Source organism: Leptospira stimsonii (genome assembly GCF_003545885.1).
Lineage (GTDB): Bacteria > Spirochaetota > Leptospiria > Leptospirales > Leptospiraceae > Leptospira > Leptospira stimsonii.
Genome location: NZ_QHCT01000013.1, coordinates 15,265 through 35,825 on the forward strand (window position 1 = coordinate 15,265; position 20,561 = coordinate 35,825).

The 20,561-nt window shown below is 43.3% G+C and carries 19 protein-coding genes; 8 read left to right on the plus strand and 11 right to left on the minus strand.

The window, feature by feature from the left end:
* Positions 1–97: 97 nt before the first annotated feature.
* From DLM75_RS22775 to DLM75_RS22800, 6 genes are all read left to right on the plus strand, one after another.
* Entirely contained in the window at positions 98–1,072 is a 975-nt protein-coding gene (locus tag DLM75_RS22775) for a M24 family metallopeptidase (RefSeq protein ID WP_118970811.1), read from the plus strand.
* A 112-nt stretch (positions 1,073–1,184) separates the two neighbouring features.
* Positions 1,185–2,015 (plus strand): metal-dependent hydrolase, encoded by an 831-nt coding sequence (locus DLM75_RS22780; protein WP_118970812.1) that lies wholly within the window; start codon positions 1,185–1,187, stop codon positions 2,013–2,015.
* A complete protein-coding gene (locus tag DLM75_RS22785; RefSeq protein WP_118970813.1) occupies positions 2,012–2,836 on the plus strand; it encodes an SDR family NAD(P)-dependent oxidoreductase in 825 nt (274 codons plus the stop codon). The genes DLM75_RS22780 and DLM75_RS22785 overlap by 4 nt, the downstream gene beginning before the upstream one ends.
* Before the next feature lie 161 nt (positions 2,837–2,997).
* Positions 2,998–3,981 (plus strand): alpha/beta fold hydrolase, encoded by a 984-nt coding sequence (locus DLM75_RS22790; protein WP_118970814.1) that lies wholly within the window; start codon positions 2,998–3,000, stop codon positions 3,979–3,981.
* A 137-nt stretch (positions 3,982–4,118) separates the two neighbouring features.
* Positions 4,119–5,144, plus strand: a complete 1,026-nt coding sequence (locus DLM75_RS22795; protein ID WP_167731807.1) for a hypothetical protein — start codon at positions 4,119–4,121, stop codon at positions 5,142–5,144.
* Between the two features lie 16 nt (positions 5,145–5,160).
* Positions 5,161–5,670 carry a C40 family peptidase gene (locus tag DLM75_RS22800; RefSeq protein ID WP_118970815.1) on the plus strand — a complete coding sequence of 170 codons (510 nt, stop codon included), beginning with the start codon at positions 5,161–5,163 and terminating at the stop codon, positions 5,668–5,670.
* 72 nt (positions 5,671–5,742) lie between these two features.
* Here DLM75_RS22800 and DLM75_RS22805 read toward each other — a convergent pair whose 3' ends face one another.
* The 5 genes from DLM75_RS22805 to DLM75_RS22825 form a co-directional block, all read right to left on the minus strand.
* Positions 5,743–6,330, minus strand: a complete 588-nt coding sequence (locus DLM75_RS22805; RefSeq protein WP_118970816.1) for a DUF4256 domain-containing protein — start codon at positions 6,328–6,330, stop codon at positions 5,743–5,745.
* 502 nt (positions 6,331–6,832) lie between these two features.
* A complete protein-coding gene (locus tag DLM75_RS22810) occupies positions 6,833–7,828 on the minus strand; it encodes a hypothetical protein (protein WP_118970817.1) in 996 nt (331 codons plus the stop codon).
* Positions 7,829–7,911: 83 nt separating this feature from the next.
* The gene (locus DLM75_RS22815) at positions 7,912–8,580 is read right to left on the minus strand and encodes a S1 family peptidase (protein WP_158586512.1); all 669 of its coding nucleotides are present in this window, start codon (positions 8,578–8,580) and stop codon (positions 7,912–7,914) included.
* Between the two features lie 164 nt (positions 8,581–8,744).
* Positions 8,745–9,326: an NAD(P)H-dependent oxidoreductase gene (locus DLM75_RS22820; RefSeq protein WP_118970819.1), complete on the minus strand. Its 582-nt coding sequence runs from the start codon at positions 9,324–9,326 to the stop codon at positions 8,745–8,747.
* Positions 9,327–9,500: 174 nt separating this feature from the next.
* The gene (locus tag DLM75_RS22825; protein ID WP_118970820.1) at positions 9,501–10,388 is read right to left on the minus strand and encodes an alpha/beta fold hydrolase; all 888 of its coding nucleotides are present in this window, start codon (positions 10,386–10,388) and stop codon (positions 9,501–9,503) included.
* 142 nt (positions 10,389–10,530) lie between these two features.
* Here DLM75_RS22825 and DLM75_RS22830 point away from each other — a divergent pair, with 142 nt between their 5' ends.
* Both DLM75_RS22830 and DLM75_RS22840 read left to right on the plus strand, forming a co-directional pair.
* Positions 10,531–11,541 carry a class I SAM-dependent methyltransferase gene (locus tag DLM75_RS22830; protein WP_118970821.1) on the plus strand — a complete coding sequence of 337 codons (1,011 nt, stop codon included), beginning with the start codon at positions 10,531–10,533 and terminating at the stop codon, positions 11,539–11,541.
* Positions 11,542–11,929: 388 nt separating this feature from the next.
* Entirely contained in the window at positions 11,930–12,697 is a 768-nt protein-coding gene (locus DLM75_RS22840; RefSeq protein ID WP_118970823.1) for a hypothetical protein, read from the plus strand.
* 15 nt (positions 12,698–12,712) lie between these two features.
* Here DLM75_RS22840 and DLM75_RS22845 read toward each other — a convergent pair whose 3' ends face one another.
* Genes DLM75_RS22845 through DLM75_RS22870 form a run of 6 tightly spaced genes read right to left on the minus strand, consistent with a single transcriptional unit; the run spans position 12,713 to position 20,490 of the window.
* Positions 12,713–13,396: a response regulator gene (locus DLM75_RS22845; RefSeq protein WP_118970824.1), complete on the minus strand. Its 684-nt coding sequence runs from the start codon at positions 13,394–13,396 to the stop codon at positions 12,713–12,715.
* A gap of 4 nt (positions 13,397–13,400) precedes the next feature.
* Complete coding sequence (locus tag DLM75_RS22850; RefSeq protein WP_118970825.1) at positions 13,401–16,028, minus strand: sensor histidine kinase; 2,628 nt, start codon at positions 16,026–16,028, stop codon at positions 13,401–13,403.
* 5 nt (positions 16,029–16,033) lie between these two features.
* Positions 16,034–16,612, minus strand: coding sequence for a potassium-transporting ATPase subunit KdpC (kdpC, locus tag DLM75_RS22855; RefSeq protein ID WP_118970826.1), 579 nt, complete (start codon positions 16,610–16,612; stop codon positions 16,034–16,036).
* 10 nt (positions 16,613–16,622) lie between these two features.
* Positions 16,623–18,707, minus strand: coding sequence for a potassium-transporting ATPase subunit KdpB (gene kdpB / locus DLM75_RS22860; RefSeq protein ID WP_118970827.1), 2,085 nt, complete (start codon positions 18,705–18,707; stop codon positions 16,623–16,625).
* 10 nt (positions 18,708–18,717) lie between these two features.
* Positions 18,718–20,391 carry a potassium-transporting ATPase subunit KdpA gene (kdpA, locus tag DLM75_RS22865; RefSeq protein WP_118970828.1) on the minus strand — a complete coding sequence of 558 codons (1,674 nt, stop codon included), beginning with the start codon at positions 20,389–20,391 and terminating at the stop codon, positions 18,718–18,720.
* Between the two features lie 9 nt (positions 20,392–20,400).
* Complete coding sequence (locus DLM75_RS22870; RefSeq protein WP_118970829.1) at positions 20,401–20,490, minus strand: potassium-transporting ATPase subunit F; 90 nt, start codon at positions 20,488–20,490, stop codon at positions 20,401–20,403.
* Positions 20,491–20,561 lie beyond the last annotated feature (71 nt).

Sequence of the window (20,561 nt, forward strand, 5' to 3'; positions counted from 1 at the left end):
ATCGGTCGGAAATCATAAGATCGGACGATTACTCTCGTAACATACGCTACAATCTCCAAATCAAACTCGTTACCGAACATTTGAAAGGAGAAGAAGAATGTCGCGTGAGTATTATACGTCCGCCGATCTAAACGATTTTAAGAATGTGCAAAAACTTGCATATGACGCGGTGGAATGGGTCCGCGAACGCCTCGTAGTCGGAATGACGGAAAAAACCGCGGCTTCCTTGATCGATTCTTATATCTACGAAAGAGGTGGAAAGAATTTCTTTCATTACGGATTCGCCTGGTTCGGAGATCGGACCTGTTTTCACGGATTCAAAAGGCCCCTAACCTGGAAACGAATCGGAGTAGACGGACTTCTTCCTCACTTTGGATTTCAGTTTCAACCTTCCGATCGAAAACTCAAGGAAGGAATGGCTGTGATTTTAGACGTTGCGCCTAACGTGAAAGGTGTGACCGCGGATGTCGGATATTCTTTTTCTTTCGGAAATAATTCCGAAGTGGAGCAAGGACGCAAAGATCTCAAAGAATTTAGAACTCTCATCTTAGAATTGGTTCGCGCGGAAAAAAACATGGGTAAGATCTATCAAGCCTGTGACGATCTCATCCAGGATCTCGGTTATTCCAATTGTCATACGATTTATCCTAACGGAGTTTTGGGTCATAAGGTCGGAAAGGTTCCTGCATCGAGTGTTCCGGCGGGAAGGCTTCTCGGTTTTCCGCCACAAACGTTTCTTTATCTTGTTCCTCAAATTCTCAAAGGAATTTTTGCGCCTTCCTCCAACGCTTCTCCTCTTTGGGGAGAATTTACGAAATCGAAAGTGGACGCGGGTCTCTGGGCGGTCGAGCCGCATATCGGAAAGATTTATTCCGGGTCTCGTGCCGAAGAAAGTTTCGGAGTGAAATGGGAAGAAATTTTAGTCGTAAGCGATACGGACGCCTTCTGGCTGGACGAAGATCTTCCACACGTTCGTTTTTGGGAAGAACAGGAACGGATTGCAAAATTAAAAAAGGCTTCCTCTCTTTCGAAAACGAAGAGGGATTCCAAAATCAAGGTTGGAGCCGCATAAAAACTCGGCTCGTTCACACCCAGCGGATAAGACCCGATTTATAATTATTTTTATATCTCGAGGATTGAATAAAATTAGAATATTCTAAAATACGAATGCGAATGGAAGAATTATGAGCAATGTCGAAAAGCCGGATTACCCGGTTCGAAAACCCCGATTTCAATTTTCAAAGGACGTTCCAAAACACTGGTGCGGAGGAAACGCCTCTCTTACCCACGTTTTGAACGCTTGGACGATTCTTTTCCCGGAAGGGGAGAAATACTTTATTCGAACGATTCAGAATGCCATTCCCAAACTCAAAGAGGGAAAGGTGAAAAGAAACGCGATCGCTTTCGTTGGTCAAGAGGCGCAACACGCGGGAGAACACAAAAAATTCTGGGAGAATCTCAAAGACCAAGGATATCGTTTCGAAGGTTTTATGAATTTTGTGGTTTGGTTTGCTTTCGGTCTTTTGGAAAAACTTTTCTCCGAAAAAATGAATCTGGCCGCAGTTGCAGGATTGGAACATTATACGTCCTTGGTCGCGGATCTCGGTTTAAGAAGCGGACTTCTCAAACCCGCACATCCGGAAATGAGAAGACTTTTCGAGTGGCACGCGGCGGAGGAATTGGAACACAAGTCCGCGGTCTTCGACGTTCTGAAGGAAGCGACTCAAAGTTATTGGATTCGAATCGTGGGAATGTGTATCGCTTCCGGAATTTTTTTCGCGTTCACCTTGATCGCGGTCATACTCTTTCTTTGGCAGGATGGAATTCTTTTTCGACTTCAAACTCAAAAAGAACTCTTTCAACTCCTCTTTACAAGGGAGAGGGTTTTACCTTTGACGATACGTGCCGCCTTACGATATTTTAGGGTTTCTTTTCATCCCGACCAAGAAGACAATCTATACTTAGCTAAAGAAATTTTTTCATTACAAGAACACAAATACAGAGAAGCAATATGAGCAAATTGAAAGAGAAGACGATTTTAATCACCGGAGCCAACGGAGGTTTCGGAAGAGAATTGACAAAACAACTTTTGGAAAAAGGAGCAAACTTGATTCTTACCGATCTCAAGGCTCCCAGTACGGACGCAGATTTTTATCTCCACAGAAAGTGGCTCGAAAGTTATAAAAACGGTTCTCAACCGAAAAACATAGGAAAGATTCTCGGTAGTTTTTCCGGAGATTTGCAAACGCAGGAAGGTTGTAAGGACGTATATCAGAATACTCTAAAACTTTCTCCGAAAGGGGTTGATGTGTTGATCAACAACGCGGGCCTCGCTTTCAAAGGAGGACTTTTGGACGTTCCCGATAAGAATTGGAATCTTATCTTGGATGTAAATCTCTACGCCCCGATTCATCTGAGTCGTTTGTTTGTTCCCGCGATGCTGGAAAGAAAACAAGGTCAGATCGTAAATCTATCTTCCGTTGCGGGTCACGTCGCCGCTGGAGAACTGATCTACTATTCCATTTCTAAGTTTGGAATCCGAGCGATGGGAGAAGCGATGGACGCGGATCTTCGTAAAAAAGGAGTCGCGGTGACGAACGTATATCCGTTTTTTGCGGACACAGGAATTCTCAAGTCGCAACAATTCGGAAAACAACAGGACATCCCGATGGGAATCGTTGACAGTCCCATTTCCGTCGTAAAGGCGATCGTCAAAGGAATGGAAAAAAGAAAACTGCACGTCTTTCCCGGAATAAAATCCAAGACGATCAGTTTTTTCAGCCGTATGACTCCGAACATCGTCCATAAGGTCACGAGTCTCAGCGACCGACTATAAAAAATTAGATTAAGAATCCATTGTATAACCTTTGGCCCTAATTTGATAAGCGATATCGCGCCCATACGATTCTCATTGTATAATTTACGCGGGAGAATTCGGCAACGACCGAACGCAGTTTTATAGGGTCAGGATCGAATTCTTAAAAACGGAAAAATGAAATGATGACCTTATCATCCGAAAAACAAAAGATATTCCGGAAAACGAAAGTGATTTCTTCGTTTCAAACTACCATCGTTCGTAACGGAAATTTGAATCTTTTTCTAAAATACAATACGACCGGGGCGCAACGTCCTGATCGAGAAACAATTCTTTTTGTCCATGGATTTCCGGACGAACATTCTACCTGGAACGCACAGTTGGAATTCTTATCAAAAGAATTCAATGTGGGCGCTTTCGATTTAAGAGGGGCGGGAAATTCGAGTAAACCCGAAAAACAAAAAGATTACAATGCGCAAGTCATCTTTCAGGATTTTGAAGCCGTGATTCGTTTTATGGGAAACGGAAAACCCGTTCATCTTGTCGCACATGACTGGGGCGCTCTTTTGTCCTGGGGTTTTGTAGGTGATTTAGAATATTCTAAAATGATTGATTCTTACACTGCGATGGGAGGTCCGCATCCGATCCTTGCGAGAAATCTGATGTTTCGTTACTTCTTCAGTACGAATCCGAGAAAAATTTGGATCGCCCTGAAACAATTGGTGAAGTCTTGGTATATCGTATTTTTTCAGATTCCCTGGCTTCCGGGTTTTTTGATCTCAACGTTTACGATGTTCGTCTGGAAATTTCTTATGTACGAGGCGGAGATCCCGAAAGGAGATCCGATGCGCAGTTTTACGAAAGAGGAAATTCTTAAGAGCGCGATCCATCCGATCAACTTATACAGGGAACTCCTCCAAGGAAAAAAATATCCGACTCCGGAAAGGATCCACGTTCCGGTTCGACTTCTGATTCCGATTCGAGATATGGCAATCAGTCCCGAATGTTATGACTCTCATGCCGTCATCTGTGATTCATTGGAGACAACTCGAGTGGATTCCAATCATTGGATTCAAAAGGAGAATCCGGATTTTGTCAGTGAAACCATTCGCAACTTTGTGCTTCGCAATTCTTCGCTTAAACGAGGCGGTAGAAGGGACGCCTGAAACGTTCACGTATGGCTTGAGAGATGGATTCTCTTTACAAAATCGAAACTGCTTAGAATGAAAAAAACATAGCCAGAGGGCTTACTCGGGTAATTTTAGTATTTTGATATACTAAATTTGAATTTTTGATTCAACCCATGAAACAAACACAACTTAGAAATCAGACGAATTCCATTCGATCGATTTGTATCGTTTTTCTTTTTTTCTTTTTTGTTCTTCCTCATTTTGCGCAAACAAAATCGAAGGAGAAGGATTTTCAAGATATCGTACCTTTCGCTCAAGCGAATGTGGAAGTAAAGACGGAACCTGTTCCGGCTCCGGTGGACCCGAAGAAAGTCGAGGCCGAAAGAAGAGTGGATCAACGCAAAGGAACCTGGAGTTTTCAGTGGGGATACAATCGAGATTATTATACTCAGAGCGATATCACTTTCAAAGGCCCGGGTTATAATTTCACACTCAAGGACGTCGTCGCGAAAGATAAACCCGAAAAACTAGATCCTTCCGTTTATCTCAATCCGAGTCTTTGGGAAATTCCGCAATACAACTTTCGCCTAACGTATTATTTCGCTGATAAATTCTTCGTTGCCTTCGGTCAGGATCACATGAAATACGTGATGAGCCGTGGTCAGGCGGCGAACATCAACGGTTACATCGATCCTCTCGCGATTCAGAGGGCACATCTCGGAACTGCTTCGGATATGGCGGTCTATCTTTATTTATTTCCGGATGCATACAAACGTTTGGAAGGATATCACAACGGAGAAACCATCAACGTAACTCCGGACTTTTTAAAATTCGAGCATACCGACGGTTTAAATTTTCTTTACTTGGATGTTGGTATGGTACAACCTTTATGGGTTTCGTCTAACGGAGAAAACGCCTTTAGTTTTGTTTCTTCCGTAGGCGGCGGTCCTATCATCGCGCGAAGCGATGTACGCTTGTTTGGTGAAGGGAAGAACAATCACTTTCACGCATCCGGTTACGGCGTTTCCGGTTATGTCGCGGGAAGGACCGATTTATATAAATCCTTCTTTTTCGAATTCGGCGCAAAGGGCGGTTATATCGATCTTCCGAATATCTTTACGACCGGACGTTCCAAGGATCGTGCGAGTCAGAATTTCGGATTTTTAGAGATCATGGTTTTCGGCGGAGTGAACTTCTAAAACGTCTAATTAAGGAATGTTTCCATCCAAATTCTTCCTCTTTTTTTCTCTGTGTGTAGTCACGATTTGTTTTGCGATCTTACACGGAGAGAAGAAGAATCCGGACGAATCCGAACTTCGGAAATTTTTTCTTCTTCAGCATAAAATTTCCATCGGCCCGAAAGATTCCGTTCTTCTTTATAAGGAAGTTTATCGTTGGCTCGGAACTCCGTACAGAGATTATGGAACCGACGAATCAGGAATCGATTGTTCGAGTTTGACTAGTAAAATTTTATCAAAGGTATACGGGTCGAATCTGAGCGGTCCGAGTTACACGCTGGTTTCTCGAACGATTCCCGTCTCAAAAGAAGAGTTGAAGGAAGGCGATCTCATCTTTTTTACAATCTCCGGAAATAAGGTGAGTCATGTTGGGATTTATCTCAAAGACCAAAAATTCGTTCACGCCTCAACAAAAAAGGGAGTTACGATCAATTCCTTAGAAGAAGAATATTATAAGAAGTATTATACTTCTTCCGGAAGGCTCTGAAACGATCTGATCGGATAGAAGCCCCTATCAAACGAAATTTTTGTTAAGCGAAGTGGACTCATCTTGCCGAGCTTAGACCCGTAACGAACCTCGGAAACCTCTCACAGCGTAATAGGACTGAGCGCCGTTGTGATAAATAAAAACACTACCGTATCGAAAGTCCGCGAAGAGAGCGCCGCCTAATTTACGGATACTCGGAGGAGTTTTGATCCAGCTCGAAGTTTTTGCGTCGAATTCTCCGAGCTTCTGAAGTTCTCGATATTCTTCTTCGCTTAGCAATTCGATTCCCATAAAAACTGCCATGTCAATCGCGCTATCTTCCGGTCTATGTTCCTTCCTGGATTCGAGTCCTTCTCGATCGTAACAAACGCTTCTGCGTCCTTTCGGACTTTCCGGGGCGCAATCAAAGAAAACATATTCACCCGTTTTTTTATCGTAACCCACAACGTCCGGTTCTCCGCCGGATTCTTCCATTTGATCAAGGGACCACAGTTTATCCGCGTTGCCTTTTAACTTTGCCTCTACCTTGTCCCACTCGATACCTTTGTGGCGATTCTGATTCTTCTCGAATCGGTTCTTTAATGTTTTGAGCAGAATATCCTTTTGTTCCGGCGTAAGTTCTTTTTGACTACGATTCTTACCTTTTGTGTTTTTGGCCATGTTCGTCTTTTCCGTTGAAAGTTGTATGAAACTCGAATTGACAGCGCGAGAAAAATCGCTAAAGTTCATATCCGGTTGTAAGGACGCTTGTCAGAAAATGCAAGCCAAACCCGGTTTCAATAACGGCGTTTTATGAACAGCAGAGGTTCGGCTGTGCGCAACGTTTTGATTTTTATCAGACGCTTTCGTAATATGGATCAAGCACAATTGGCACAAGAGTTTGTATCGAACGAACGTGGAAATCAACTGGTTCGGTAGAGTTTCGATATATCTTGATGGAGGCGCTGTTCGCTCTTAGAGCCGAAAATCAGAATGAAATTACATTACATTGGGTCGAATCGGGATGCAATCTTGTCGACGCGTATTAGGATTGGGCTTTGGAAAGTGAAAAAGTTTCCGCGACTATTTTGAAAAGAAAGGATCTAAATTCCGATTTGCGTTATCCGCCCTTTATAAATTAGGGCGGATAAACTGGAAGGACGGAAATCCTTCGGATTGGGCTTTATTTTACGGTTATAGCACAATCACCTGAAACTTGATTATTGGTGTCGATTTTAATATCGCAGGCAACGTCGTAAGTGAATTTATCATTGTTATAAGTTCTACTTACGTTTACGTTTCCTCCGCCGACAATTCCGGAAACGGATACGGTTCCAGTCAATACGTCAACGTAACTTGCCTTGAATTTGAAGTTATTGTTGGAAAACGTAGGATTTTCCGTAATCGTCGATTTGCTAATCACTTCCAAATTCACGTTTTGTGTTACATTCACGCTTTGTGCAGCGCCTCCGTTAATTTGCATATTTGCGGAGTTCGTTGTATTTTTCTCAACGTATTTAATGGTTGCGGTTTGCGTTGCTACGTCCATACTTACGAATTCTATTTTAGAATCTCCGCTAACAGTCAAATCTCCAGTGGTGATCGAGGTCGATAGACTTGGAAAATTGAACCAATCATTTGATTGTGAAGCGCATTTTTCCATTTTGGCTTTACCGTCCATGTTCATGGAGAACGATATTCCTCCTGCGGCCACGCTGGAAGTGTAAACGACTTTCATTTTATCCAAAGTAACTTGGCCGGAAGGACTTCCGCCGATTGTGCAATTCACAGTTCCGCTTAAGGTGGCAGAGCATGAATTCGCCGCGCAAGTTCCCGAATCTCTAGAAAGGGCGGTCGGGAAGGACTGGACTTTTCGACGGAGTGCAACAACACCCGATCTTTCCTGTATGTAAGCAACCAACTTGTTCTTCTCCATTTTCGGAACAGAAAAATTAATATTGGAAGCAACTCCGCCTTGGATACCGGAGCTAATCGAATTCGTTAGACCGGCAACTGCCGATCTAACTTGAACACTCGTTTTTTCGGCATTTTGATTCGCGACCGCAGCGATTCCTAGAAGAATGAGAGCGTTCTTATCGTCAGAACTTTCTTTCTTACATGTATAAAGTGGAAGTGCCAATAGTGAAAGGCAAACTATCTTTGCGATTAATTTTTTCATAAACAACTATATCCTCTTTGCAGAAGAAATGAAGAATTAGATTTGGCATTTTGTCAAATAAATATTTACTGAATAATTTTCCCTTAGGGAAGGTCTTGTAGAAATACTTTGATAAAGCCGTGCGGAATTACTAAACCGATTTGGCTCCCTTCCGTAATTCCAATGGAAGAACGAACGATGCCAATTGCTTTACCGGTTTCCAAAAACACACAAGAACCACTGGCGCCTGGAAAAGCAATTTGATTGACTTGAATAAACGGAATTTTCGGAAGGGAAGAATCGAAATGTGTTCTTTCTATGTGAGAAATATAGCCGAAATAAATTCCCGGAGTTCCTCCATAGGCACCCGTCCACGCAAAAACGGGAAGACCTTCCGCTAATTCTGAACGATCTACGAATTCTAAATTCTCATACGGGAAATTTTTCGATGGTGTTTTGAGTTGGAGCAACGCGGAATCAAACTTTTTCTCCGTCTTTAAGATGGAAACGGGGAAAAAATTCTTTGCGTCATAAGAGACAAAAACTTCTTCATACAGATCACGCAGAATATGTTCCGTTGTAAGAATTGTATTTTTTCCTAAAACACATCCTGTACCCAACGGCGCTAAATTTTTATCTCTATAAATGAGCACCGATCTATTTTTGAAGTCTTTCCATTTTTCGGGAGAATTTTTCTGAACATTACAATCGGGAATACTAAGGAGATATATCAAGAATGAAACGTAGAGCGTATTTCTTTTTATTTTTAGCATAGTCTTTTTCCAAATGAACAATAACATCCAAAAAGGACTCCGAGTTTTAGCAATAAAAAATCCCTTCTTTTCTAATCGACGCCGGCTGTTTATGATGTAAGAAGATCTTAGAGAATGATAACGAATCTTAAATCGGAGGATCGATACCAAACGAGAGACGGCTTTTAGAGGTTGGACGCAATTCTTCGGCATTCTTGGATCCATTCTGCGCGCTCGTTTTCACTCAAGTGTTTCAGATTATGACGGAAGTATCGTTTAACGTGTCGAAACCCGCAGTAACGAAATAAGCCGTATTTAATCGCGAGCCAGCCGGGATCGATCATTGCAATCGGATACGGAGCGTCGAGGCTGTAAAAGCAGGAAATTTTTTTATTTCTCATTAATCCTTCAGGAAGAATCGAACCTTTTGAGCGATTCTTGAAGGAATAGACGAAATCTGACGTTATAACTCGATCGATAAATCCCTTGAGCATCGCCGGGAAGCCGTGCCACCATACTGGATAGATGAATACGATATGATTTGCTTCCGAGATCATATCTCGATACTTTTTCGTCGAAGGATCACTACACAAATCGCGACGACGGTGTGCGTCATCCACCATTAAGACGGGATCGAATTTTTCACCGTAGAGATCGACCACTTGAACGGAGGCTTTTAGCGATACGAGCGTATCCAGAATTGCGTCAAAAACGACTTTTGTAAAACTCTTTGGATTAGAATGGCAATAGATTAAAAGGAATTTCATACCAGTTTATTTGGCTCGAGTCCATGGACATACTTGCGGAAACGAGCATTCAGAATCAGACTAAAAATTTCCAACAAAGTCACTTTGAATTTTAAAAAAGAACAGAACTTTATTCTGCATTAACCGAAACAAAATAAAAATTTTCTCCGTTCCGATCTGAACCGATTCATTTATCTAAGCAGAATGCAACGAAACGAATTTCCGAATGAGGTCGGTCACGACCTGAGGTTGTTCTCTGTGCACCCAGTGATTCGAATTCAATTTATGAATTTCTAATGTTTCAACGTAATCCTTCGAATTTTCATAAACCTCTGGGAGGACGATAAAGTCCTTTTCCGGAACGATCAATTGTACTGGAACCCTTATATTGGAAGGAGCGGAAATGACTGTTTTGCCGAAGAGTAATTCTCTAAAAAGCTGGATCGGAGCCATCGTAGCGCTGTAGATATCATTTCGACTCATCTGCCTTAGGTGATCCTTTTTTGGAACTCCTCCGAAGTCCATGACGAGTTTGTAAAGGGGTTCTCCGAAATTCTGCCAGAAAAATTCGGGGAGCATGGGAATTTGAAAAAACCAAATATACCAAGAACGTAAACCCTGATCGAAAACCTTCTTCCAATTCTCCAGTTTTAAACTAAAGATATCATCGATCATCCTTTTACCGGCAAGCCAAGGGTGCGGACCGGAAATTGCGGTAAAAGACCTGATATAACTTGAATATTCAGGATCGCTAATGAGTAACCAACCGAGAGCGGCTCCCCAATCGTGTCCCACAAGATGTACTTTTTTATCTTTAGATAGAAACCGAATCGCCTCCAGAAGATCAGGAAGGATCATCGCGTAGTTGTATTCGGACTGTTCCAAAGGTTTTGAGGATCTTCCAAAACCTCTCAGGTCTATGGCGCCCAGTCTATAAGATGTTTCCAGTGCTTCGATCTGTAGATCCCAGGTTCGGTGAGAATCCGGATAACCGTGAACAAAAAGAATCACGTCCTTCGACTCCGTTTCGGAGTAGGTGAGAAATAATTTTACTTTTTGATTTTCGAGATATGTGTATTTCAAAAGTTCTTCTCCAAGGTTCCGAACCGAAACGTTCCGAAAGGCCAGGCTATCTTCATTCTTCAGTCCATTTTTTCCAGTCTTTTTAAAGAATTTTAATTTTTGTTCTGGTTGGATTTTCGAGAGGAGATTCTATTTTGGTTTCATGTCAGAGAATGGATCCGAGGAAGCAAAGTCGCTTAACGATTCCGGAAATCCGAAGGTGATGTTTCGAAATCGCCTTTCTAGAATGTCCAAACACTGGAGGAAATGGGCTCGAAAACGAGGACTTCAATGTTTTCGAATCTATGATAGAGACATCCCTCAAGTCCCCGTTAGCGTCGATCTCTACGGACCTTACTGTCAAATCTCCGCTTATAAAAATAGCTATGAAATATCGGAAGAAGAAAGGGAACGAGAAAATCGCGAGATCGGTTCAATCGTATCCGAGGTTCTAAACATCGATCCGAAACAAATTTTTTGGAAGAAACGAGAACCGAAAAAAGGAACACAACAATACGAGAAACAATCCGAACAATCCGAGTTGTTGGAAGTAGAAGAGAACGGACTACGTTTTTATGTGAATCTCTCCGATTATCTGGATACCGGTTTGTTTTTGGATCATAGAATTACGAGAGAACTTGTAAGAAAAGAATCCAAAGATAAGAAATTTCTAAACTTGTTTTCTTACACCGGATCCTTTACGGTATATGCCGCTTCCGGGGGAGCGTCCAAAAGTCTTAGCATCGATCTTTCGAACACCTATCTCGCTTGGGCGGAGGAGAATCTGAGGGCGAACGGATTTTCGACGACGAAACATAGAATGCTCCGTGCCGACGTGATGGAATGGTTGAGGACCGAGAGAAAGGAAAAGGATCGCGAAAAATACGACTTGATCGTCGTCGATCCGCCGACTTTTTCCAATAGTAAAAAGATGATCGATATTTTCGACGTGCAAAGAGATCACGTCGAGATTTTGAATATTCTTTATCGCGATTTCGCACTTCCAGGCGCGATTCTATACTTCTCCACCAACTTTCGAAAGTTTCAGCTGGCCGAAAAGTCGATTCTCTGGGATCAAATCGAAGACATCTCGAAGAAGACGCTTCCCGAAGATTTTCGAAACGAAAGGATTCATTTCTGTTGGAGAATGCAAAAGCCGAGTGGATCATTGTAAATTCGAAACAAGCAGATCCATCCTTGTGAGTCCTATAAAAAAATTAAAATATACAAAAGTTTGAATGTGATTTTCAGGCTTTGTTCGAGTTTTTAATCCAATGACGGTTGTTCCGACTTTCGATCGAATTTTCTTGTTTAGACCGTTCTCCATTCTTACCGATTCTAACTCGAATCCAATCCGATGTATTTTCGAGGCGGCGCATTGCCACGATTTGTTCCTTTGCATTTCGTCGAGAGAATCGCGCAAGATTCGTTTTGAGAAGCGATTCCGATTTGGGCTCGAGAAAACGTGGATTCTAAGCAAAATTTCGTTAGGAATCAAAATTGAGTGTTTTTTTCCAATTTACTCTTTCGAGTAGGAGATAAATTCTTTCATAGATTCTTCTATGAAACAGTTTCGATTGATTTTCAAAATTCTTCCTCCTTACGAAATCGGATTTTTTTTGGTTTTGTTGTTTGCTACGATGTCGCTTTATTCTGAAGAATTCTCATCCTTGGATTCTTCTTCTAAAATCGGAAATCAAAATGAGCGAAGATTACAAAAGCGTTATTACTTGGGAGGTTTCGGAATCAACGAGCTTTCTTGGTTTCAAGCCGGCTACAATCTTGGGGAACGATTCTCCATTTCCTTTCTTGCACATCAAAGACATAAGGCCGATCATTTTGATTTGGATCGAACCGGATATCATTCGGGAGCGGTCGCATTCTCATTACAAAATAAGGATTTTACACAAAATCAGTACACGATTGCTTTGGAATGGTTTCCCTTTACGATTCCGTATTACTTTAGCGTTGGAGTCGGTCAGGAGTTTTATTTTCAAAGAGATCGTAAGAGTGAATTTACGGTTTATTCCGACGGAAGCGCGGACGGAAAAACCTGGCAGTATTCGATCTCGAATAAACGGGCCTATGTAGCTCCCGGTGCGGGTCTACGTTATGTGTTCTCTTCCGGCATTTTTTTGAACGGAGGATTTAGCGTTCTTCTTTTTGCGAACAGTTCCGCGCATATTCAAAGGGAAGAAATCAGTTTTTATAATATTAAACCGGATCCTGCTATTTTGGATAAAATCTGGAGAGACGGTAAAGAGAAAGAATTGGATCGCGCGAAAGGAATTGGAGTGCAACTTTTTCTATCTGCGGGTATTTCGTTTTAATTTTTTCGGAATTAATCAGAAGTTGACAACGAGTCTGTATCCGACTCCCGGTTCCGTCAAAAGCAACTCGGGATTGGACGGATCCGTTTCGATTTTTTTTCTGAGACTCGCCACATGAACTCGTAACGGGCCCGATTCGTTTTTTGCGAGAGGTCCCCAGACATGACGAATGATTTGTTCCTGCGTCAATACTTTACCGGCGTGTTGGATCAGAAGAGAAAGGAAGGAGAATTCTATCGGAGTAAGATGCACCGTTTTTCCGGAAACTTGCACCGTTCTGCCGGCCAAATCGACGTATAAATTTCCGGAGATAAAAATGGGAGAACCCGGATCCTGGGTCTTATTACGAAGTGCAACACGTATCCTCGCGAGAAGTTCTCCCATACTAAACGGTTTTGTAATATAGTCGTCCGCACCGGTATCTAAAAGTGTGATTTTTTCAGGATCGGAAGATAACACGGATAAGACGATAACCGGTGTTTCGCTCCACGTTCTGATTTCTCTCAAAGCCTCTATTCCGTTTCCGTCCGGAAATTGAAGATCCAAAAGAATCACATCCGGGGACTCGCCGGCGGCCTTCTGAATCGTTTCTTGAACGGTGCTCGATTCGATTACGTCGTAATGCGAGGCAGTCAAACTGATCCGGATCATTTTTCGAATTCGATCGTCGTCATCCGCTACGAGTATTTTTGAATTCATGTTCTCAGCTCGGTTTTATCGGAATGTCGATACAGAATCTCGCGCCGCCTTCCTTTTTATTTTCGGCGATCAACGTTCCTTGATGCGTTTCAACGATCGACTTACTGATGGAAAGGCCGAGTCCGCTACCGACGTGATTGCGATTCTTACTTCTATAAAACTTTTCGAATATTTTTTCAAGATCTTCTTGTGCGATTCCGGGTCCACTGTCTTCCACGACGTACTGGATTCGTTCCTTCCCGCATACCAATTCGATCGAAATGGGAGAATCTTCCGGTGAAATCTGAACCGCGTTGAATACGATATTAAAAAGAGCCTGTTCCATAAGAGTAAAATCCATCCAAACCGGAATCGGATTTTCCGGAATATGAATCACACAACGGCTATTTTTTACGGTCTGGCGTAGTCTCCTTACGACTACATGAATTAAATCGGAAGGATCGTGCCAGTCTTGTCTGAGTTTTAGAAAACCTGATTCGAACCGACTCATATCCAAAAGATTTCCTAATAACAAATTAAGAATCATACTACTTTCGTTGATTTCGTTTAACAATTCTTTGCGAGCATCCGGAGAATTGTCGATTTCCGGCTCAAGAAGCGCGGTGACCGCTCCTCGAATCGTGGAAAGCGGAGTTTTTAATTCGTGAGAGAGAGAATTAAATATAATCGTATAAAGTCTTTCCGATTGATTCGCGAGATACCTGGTTCTCGTCTCTTCGGATAACAATTCTCTTTCAAGAGCAAGTGCGATCTGATTTCCCATCGTAAGTAAAAGATTTTCCTGATCGAGATTGAGCCTTTCCTTTAAGATGATTCCCAAAACCCCGATGACCTTTCCCGGCGCGACCATAGGAAAATACGTTCCAAGAGACATGGCAAGTGTGTCCGAATACTTTCCCGCAGGGGTTTTGTTTTTATAAACCCAATTTGCTACCGCGGTTTCTTTCGAATCCGGAAAAAAATTTCCGGCTCTTGAAGAGCTCAAATCGATTGTTCCCTGATTTTCCAAAAGGATCGTTACGTCGGTTTGAAATACTTTTTTTAGGTATTCCGCGCCGATTTCCGAAATCTGACGAATTTCTCTAGCGTGTCCCAATTCTTTTGAAAGCTCGTATAACGTTGCCAATCGTAATTCACGATTGACGAGCGCTTTCTCTTTTTGTCGCAATCTCGAAGTCACGTTGCCGATGATGATGGAAATAAATAGGAACGATCCGAACATCAGAACGTCTTCCAGCTTTTCGATAAAGAACGTGTACTTCGGAGGGATGAATAAGAAGTCCCAGAATATTCCCGAAAGAAGTCCAGCGAGTATCGTTGGTCCTTTTGAAAAAAAGGAACCGATCCCGGAAACGAAAAAAAGATATAAAAAGGAAATACTCCAATAGCCGGTCAACGGTTCTAAAAAAAGACTCAGACTCGTCGCTAAAAGAATGAACGCGACGGAAGCGACGTATTGTTTTCCGCCGGAAGAAGTCCTTAAAAATCGATTGAGAAGTGATTCCTCACCCGAAAACAAAGTATGATCGTAAGGAACCAAACACAACTCGAAGTTGGCGGTGATTCTTGCGAGTTTGGATGCGGGTGAATTCCATTTTTTCCACCAGGACATCGGAGGTTTGCCAAGAACAACTCTCGTAATATTTTTTTGCTCTGCGATCCTAAGAATCGCTTCTACCGGATCTTCGTCCGCGGAGTATAAAATTTCGGAGCCGAGTTCCCTTGCAAAACTCAGATTTTTTTCCAGCTGACTCAGATTTTCCTTGGAAAGATTCTCCCGCGTTTGATTGTAGATGGAATACAATTCTCCGTTTCTTTCATAGGCAAGACGTTTCGCATAACGTAACAAAGAGTAAGAATTCGGACTTGCACTTATCGCAACGAGTATTCTCTCCCTGAATCTTGTGGAATCGGGTGAGGAGTTTACGTGTCTTGCCGTGTAGTTGAGCGCTGTCTCTCTTAAGAAGGATAGATTCTCTTTTTTAAAGAAATGATCTCCGGCAAAATTCGCTTTTTCTGGAACGTAAACTTTTCCTTCCTGCAAACGTTTGCGGAGATCGTCCGGAGACAAATCGATCAAAAGAATTTCGTCTGCGATATCCAGAACGGAATCCGGGATCGTTTCCCGGATTTTTACCGAAGTCGTTTTTTCCACGGCTTCCACCTGACTCTCCAAATGTTGAACATTGAGAGTTGTAAAAACATTGATGCTGTGTTTTAGGATTTCGATCACATCTTGATATCTTTTGATATGTCTGCTTCCGGGAATGTTCGTATGAGCGAACTCGTCGACTAAAACAACTTCGGGTTTTCTTTTGAGAATGGCGTCTATGTCCATCTCTTCGAATTGAATGCCTCTATGGACGATGGTTTTACGAGGAAGAATTTCAAGTCCCTCGAGAAGTTCCTCCGTTTCTTTTCTTCCGTGCGTCTCTATATAACCTACGACCACGTCGACTCCTTCCTTTTTAAGAGAACGAGCGGCGTTTAACATCGCGTAGGTTTTTCCAACGCCGGCGACCATTCCGAAAAAGATTTTCAACTTTCCGGAAACCGACTTCTGTTCCTCGGCCTGCACCTTTCGAAGGAGTTCGTCCGGGTCCATTCGAGAATCATCTTTCCAATCGGTCATGGATCTTATTTTCCGAATTTGGAATTCAGATTCAAGTTCAATCTGAGAACGTTGATACGTTTCTCTCCGATAAAACCGAAAGAGGGTTTTTCAGTCGATTGTTCCAAAAGTTTTTTCAATTCCACGATTTGTTCAGAATTCAATCTTCTTGCCGATGCGACTCTCTGCACTTGAAAATACGCGGAGGCGGGGCTGATATGAGGATCCAGGCCGGAACCCGATGCAAAAAGAAGATCCGGAGGGACACTCGTTTGATCGGGATGTTTTTTGAGTAGGTAATTTTTTCTTTCCTCCACTTTCGCCTTCAAAGACGCGTTAGTCGCGCTATGATTGGAAGCTCCGGAAGCGACAGTCGCAAAATCCGCGGCAGAAGGCCTCGGCCAAAAATATTCATCTTTTGTAAACTTCTGTGCCAATAATTCCGATCCCAGCAGGTTTTTTTCGTTCGATCGGATCAGACTTCCTCCGGATTGAAAGGGGAACAGTCTTTCTGAAAATCCAGTTACAACGATCGGGTAAAAGACTCCCGTTATGAATATTAGAAAGAATAAGGTTCTGATTGCGATCGTTATCGAGTTTAACATAAAATTCACCTCAGTTGAGTCCTAAAAAAACGAGAATCCAGTCTATCAACTTGATTCCGATAAACGGAGTTATAATTCCTCCGAGGCCGTAGATCAAAAGATTCCGCTTGAGAATCGTATTTGCACCTAATGGTCGATAGGCGACCCCTTTCAGAGCGAGAGGAATCAACGCCGGAATCACGAGCGCGTTAAATATCACGGCGCTTAAAACGGCGCTTTTTTGAGAACTCAGTTGCATTAAATTTAGAACGGACAAAGGACCGCCTAACGCGTCCGAAGTCGCGTAAAAAGTACCGAACAAAGCGGGAAGGATGGCGAAATACTTCGCTACGTCGTTGGCGATGCTGAACGTCGTGAGGGCGCCTCTGGTCATCAGAAGTTGTTTTCCGATTTCCACGATTTCAATCAGTTTACTCGGGTTGCTGTCGAGATCGATCATGTTTCCCGCTTCTCTTGCGGTTTGGGTTCCAGTGTTCATCGCAACACCGACGTCCGATTGTGCGAGTGCGGGTGCGTCGTTAGTTCCGTCTCCGATCATTGCGACGAGATAACCCTTTGCTTGTTGTTCTCTGATTCTTTTCAGTTTGGTTTCCGGCGTGGCTTCCGCGAGAAAGTCGTCGACGCCCGCTTCGGCCGCGATTGCGGCGGCGGTAAGTTGGTTGTCGCCGGTGATCATAACCGTGCGGATTCCCATCTTACGAAGACTCGCGAATCTTTCCTTTAAACCGCCCTTGACGATATCTTTTAGTTCGATCACTCCTAAGAGTCGATTGTCTTCCGCGACTAAAATCGGAGTACTTCCTTTTTGGGAAATTTTTTGAATCGTGTCTTCCATATCGGAAGGAATTTTCTGACTGAAGTTATATAAGTAGTTTTTGATCGCGTCTCCGGCGCCTTTGCGGATTCTTCTGACGACTTTTCCTTCTTTTTTAAGATCTACACCACTCATCTTTGTAGATGCGCTAAATGGAATAAACTCTCCTTCCATTTCAGCGAGATGTCTTTCCCTGATGCCGAATTTCTCTTTTGCTAATACGACAATGGATCTTCCTTCGGGAGTTTCATCGGCCAGAGAAGAAAGTTGAGCGACGTCCGCGAGATATTTTTCCTGAACTCCGGTAGCGGGGAAGAATGCGCGCGCCTCTCTGTTGCCTAACGTGATTGTCCCTGTCTTATCTAAAAGTAGAATGTCGATATCTCCCGCCGCTTCGATGGCTTTCCCACTTTTTGAGATTACGTTAAAACGAATGAGCCGCTCCATTCCTGAGATCCCGATCGCAGAAAGAAGACCTGCAATTGTGGTAGGAATCAAACAGACAAGGAGCGAAATCAAAACGGGAATCGAAAGATCCGCTTTGTGTCCTCCTTCCCTTGCGACGAACTCGGCGAGAAAAGGAAGGCTGATGACCGCGATCAGGAATACAAAAGATAAACCCGAAAGAAGCATCGTAAGCGCGATTTCGTTCGGTGTCTTTTGTCTTTTCGCTCCTTCCACAAGTGCGATCATCTTATCCAGAAACGTGTTTCCTTGTTCCGCGGTGATTGTGATCGTTATCTTGTCGCTTAACACTCGAGTGCCGCCGGTCACGGCGCTTCTATCTCCGCCGCTTTCCCTGACGACCGGTGCGGATTCTCCCGTGATCGCGGACTCGTCGACGCTCGCGATTCCTTCTACGATCTCTCCGTCTCCGGGAATCAAGTCTCCCGGTTCGCATAACACGCGATCGCCGACTTTCAAAGAGGTTCCTGGAACCGGCTGAACTTTTCCTTCCACGATTTTTTTTGCGATGATGTTCGTTCTCGTTTTCTTGAGACTATCCGTTCTTGCTTTGCCTCGTCCTTCAGCGATCGCTTCGGCGAAATTAGCGAATAGAACGGTGAACCATAGCCAAAGACCGATCTGAAGATTGAAAGCGGAATAAGAACCGCCGGTCATGTCTTTGATAAAGATCCAAGTCGTGAATAATGCACCCAAAAAAACGATGAACATCACCGGGTTCTTTGCTTGGGCTCGAAAGCTCAATTTCTTAAAAGTATTGATCGAAGCTTCTTTTAGAACTCCGGATTCGAAAAAAACTTTGGATTTACGACTCATCCGATTCTCCTTAAAAAGTTCTGCCTTGTAACATTAGGAAATGCTCAAGTATTGGGCCGATTGTCAACGCCGGAAAAAAAGTCAGCGCTCCCACGATGATGATGACGGACAAAAGAAGAATATAGAAGGTTCCGCCTTCCGTCGAAAAAGAGCCTTCTGAAATCACTTCAGATCTTTTTTTAGAAGCGGCGCTTCCTGCGATCGCCAGCGCTGGAAGAATGACTCCGAATCTTCCGATCAACATTGCGATTCCCAACATAGAATTGTAGAAGGGGGTATCGGCGGCTAACCCTGCGAAGGCGGAGCCGTTATTGCCGGCACCGGAAGAGAATGCGTAAAGAATTTCAGAAAGACCGTGTGGTCCTTTGTTTGATAAGGAGGCGATTCCCTGCGGCAGGCTTACCGCAATCGCAGTAAAGAGAAGGATAACCGTGGAAGGTAAAAGAATTCCTAATATAGACATTTGGATCTCTTTTTTCTCTATTTTTTTCCCCATGTATTCAGGACTTCGACCGACCATGATGCCGCTCAAAAACACGGTAAGTAGAATGAACAATACCATTCCATACATACCGGCGCCGACACCTCCGAAGATCACTTCTCCGATCTGAATATTCAACATTCCAACTAAACCACCGATGGGAGAAAAACTGTCGTGCATCGAGTTGACGGATCCGTTAGACGCCACCGTAGTCGCCACTTCCCAGAGGGCGCTGTTTAGGATTCCGAATCGTGTTTCCTTCCCTTCCCAAAAACCATTCGTTCCCGAAAGAGGTTGGAACGACGACTCCGAGAACCAGACGGTCAACACACCGATACAGAAAATCGTGAACATGACGGAAAAGATCACCCAAGCGTGTTTAACGTTTCCGATAATTCTACCGTATAAGAAAACACAAGCACCCGGAAGAAGCAGAATCGATAGCATCTGAAGAAAGTTGGAGATCGGTGTTGGGTTTTCGAACGGATGAGCGCTATTGACTCCGAAAAATCCACCACCGTTTGTGCCAAGCTGTTTGATCGCGATCTGGGAAGCGGCCGGACCCAAAGGAATGGTTTGTGTGTTTCCCTCCAAAGTGGTCGCGGTCAAATACTCGGAGAACGTCTGGACCACACCCGTGCTTACCAAGGCCAGAGCCAAAAGGAAGGACAATGGAAGGAGAATATAAATCGTTCCTCGGATTAAATCTCTCCAGAAGTTTCCAAGGTCCGCCTTTGCGTTTGAAGAAAGTCCTCGTGCAAGCGCCAAAAGAACACAGAGACCGGTCGCCGCGCTGAGAAAGTTTTGCGCGGTAAGTCCGATGGACTGAGAGAAATAACTCAAAGCGGCTTCTCCGGAATATGCCTGCCAGTTTGTATTCGTAACAAAACTGACGGCAGTATTAAAAGCCAGAAAAGGATTGAGGCCGTTTAGATTTTCCGGATTCATCGGAAGAATATTCTGAAATAATAATATTCCAAAAAGAGTCAAAAAGCCAAGAAGATTGAATATAAGAAGGGAAGCGGCGTATTCCTTCCAGTCCATATTTTTTTTCGGGTCGATTCCGCAAATTTTGTAGAAACCTGCCTCGATCTTCGGAGTTCCCGGCGCGTGAAATACTTGAAAAAGCCAGGCTCCCAGTAAAGGAGACAGGATTACGATCGAAAAAAGAAAAATCGAGAGTTGGATCCATTCCGTTGCCATAGATTCTCCTTAAAATTTTTCCGGTTTAAAAATGGAATAAACCAGATATACAAGACAGATCCCTCCTAGGGATAAGGCGATAGTTGTTTCTAAGTTCATAATATTATATATCCTGAATTATCTGAATATCCAAAGTTGTAAGAGGGGAGTTTGCGAACTGGATTCTTATT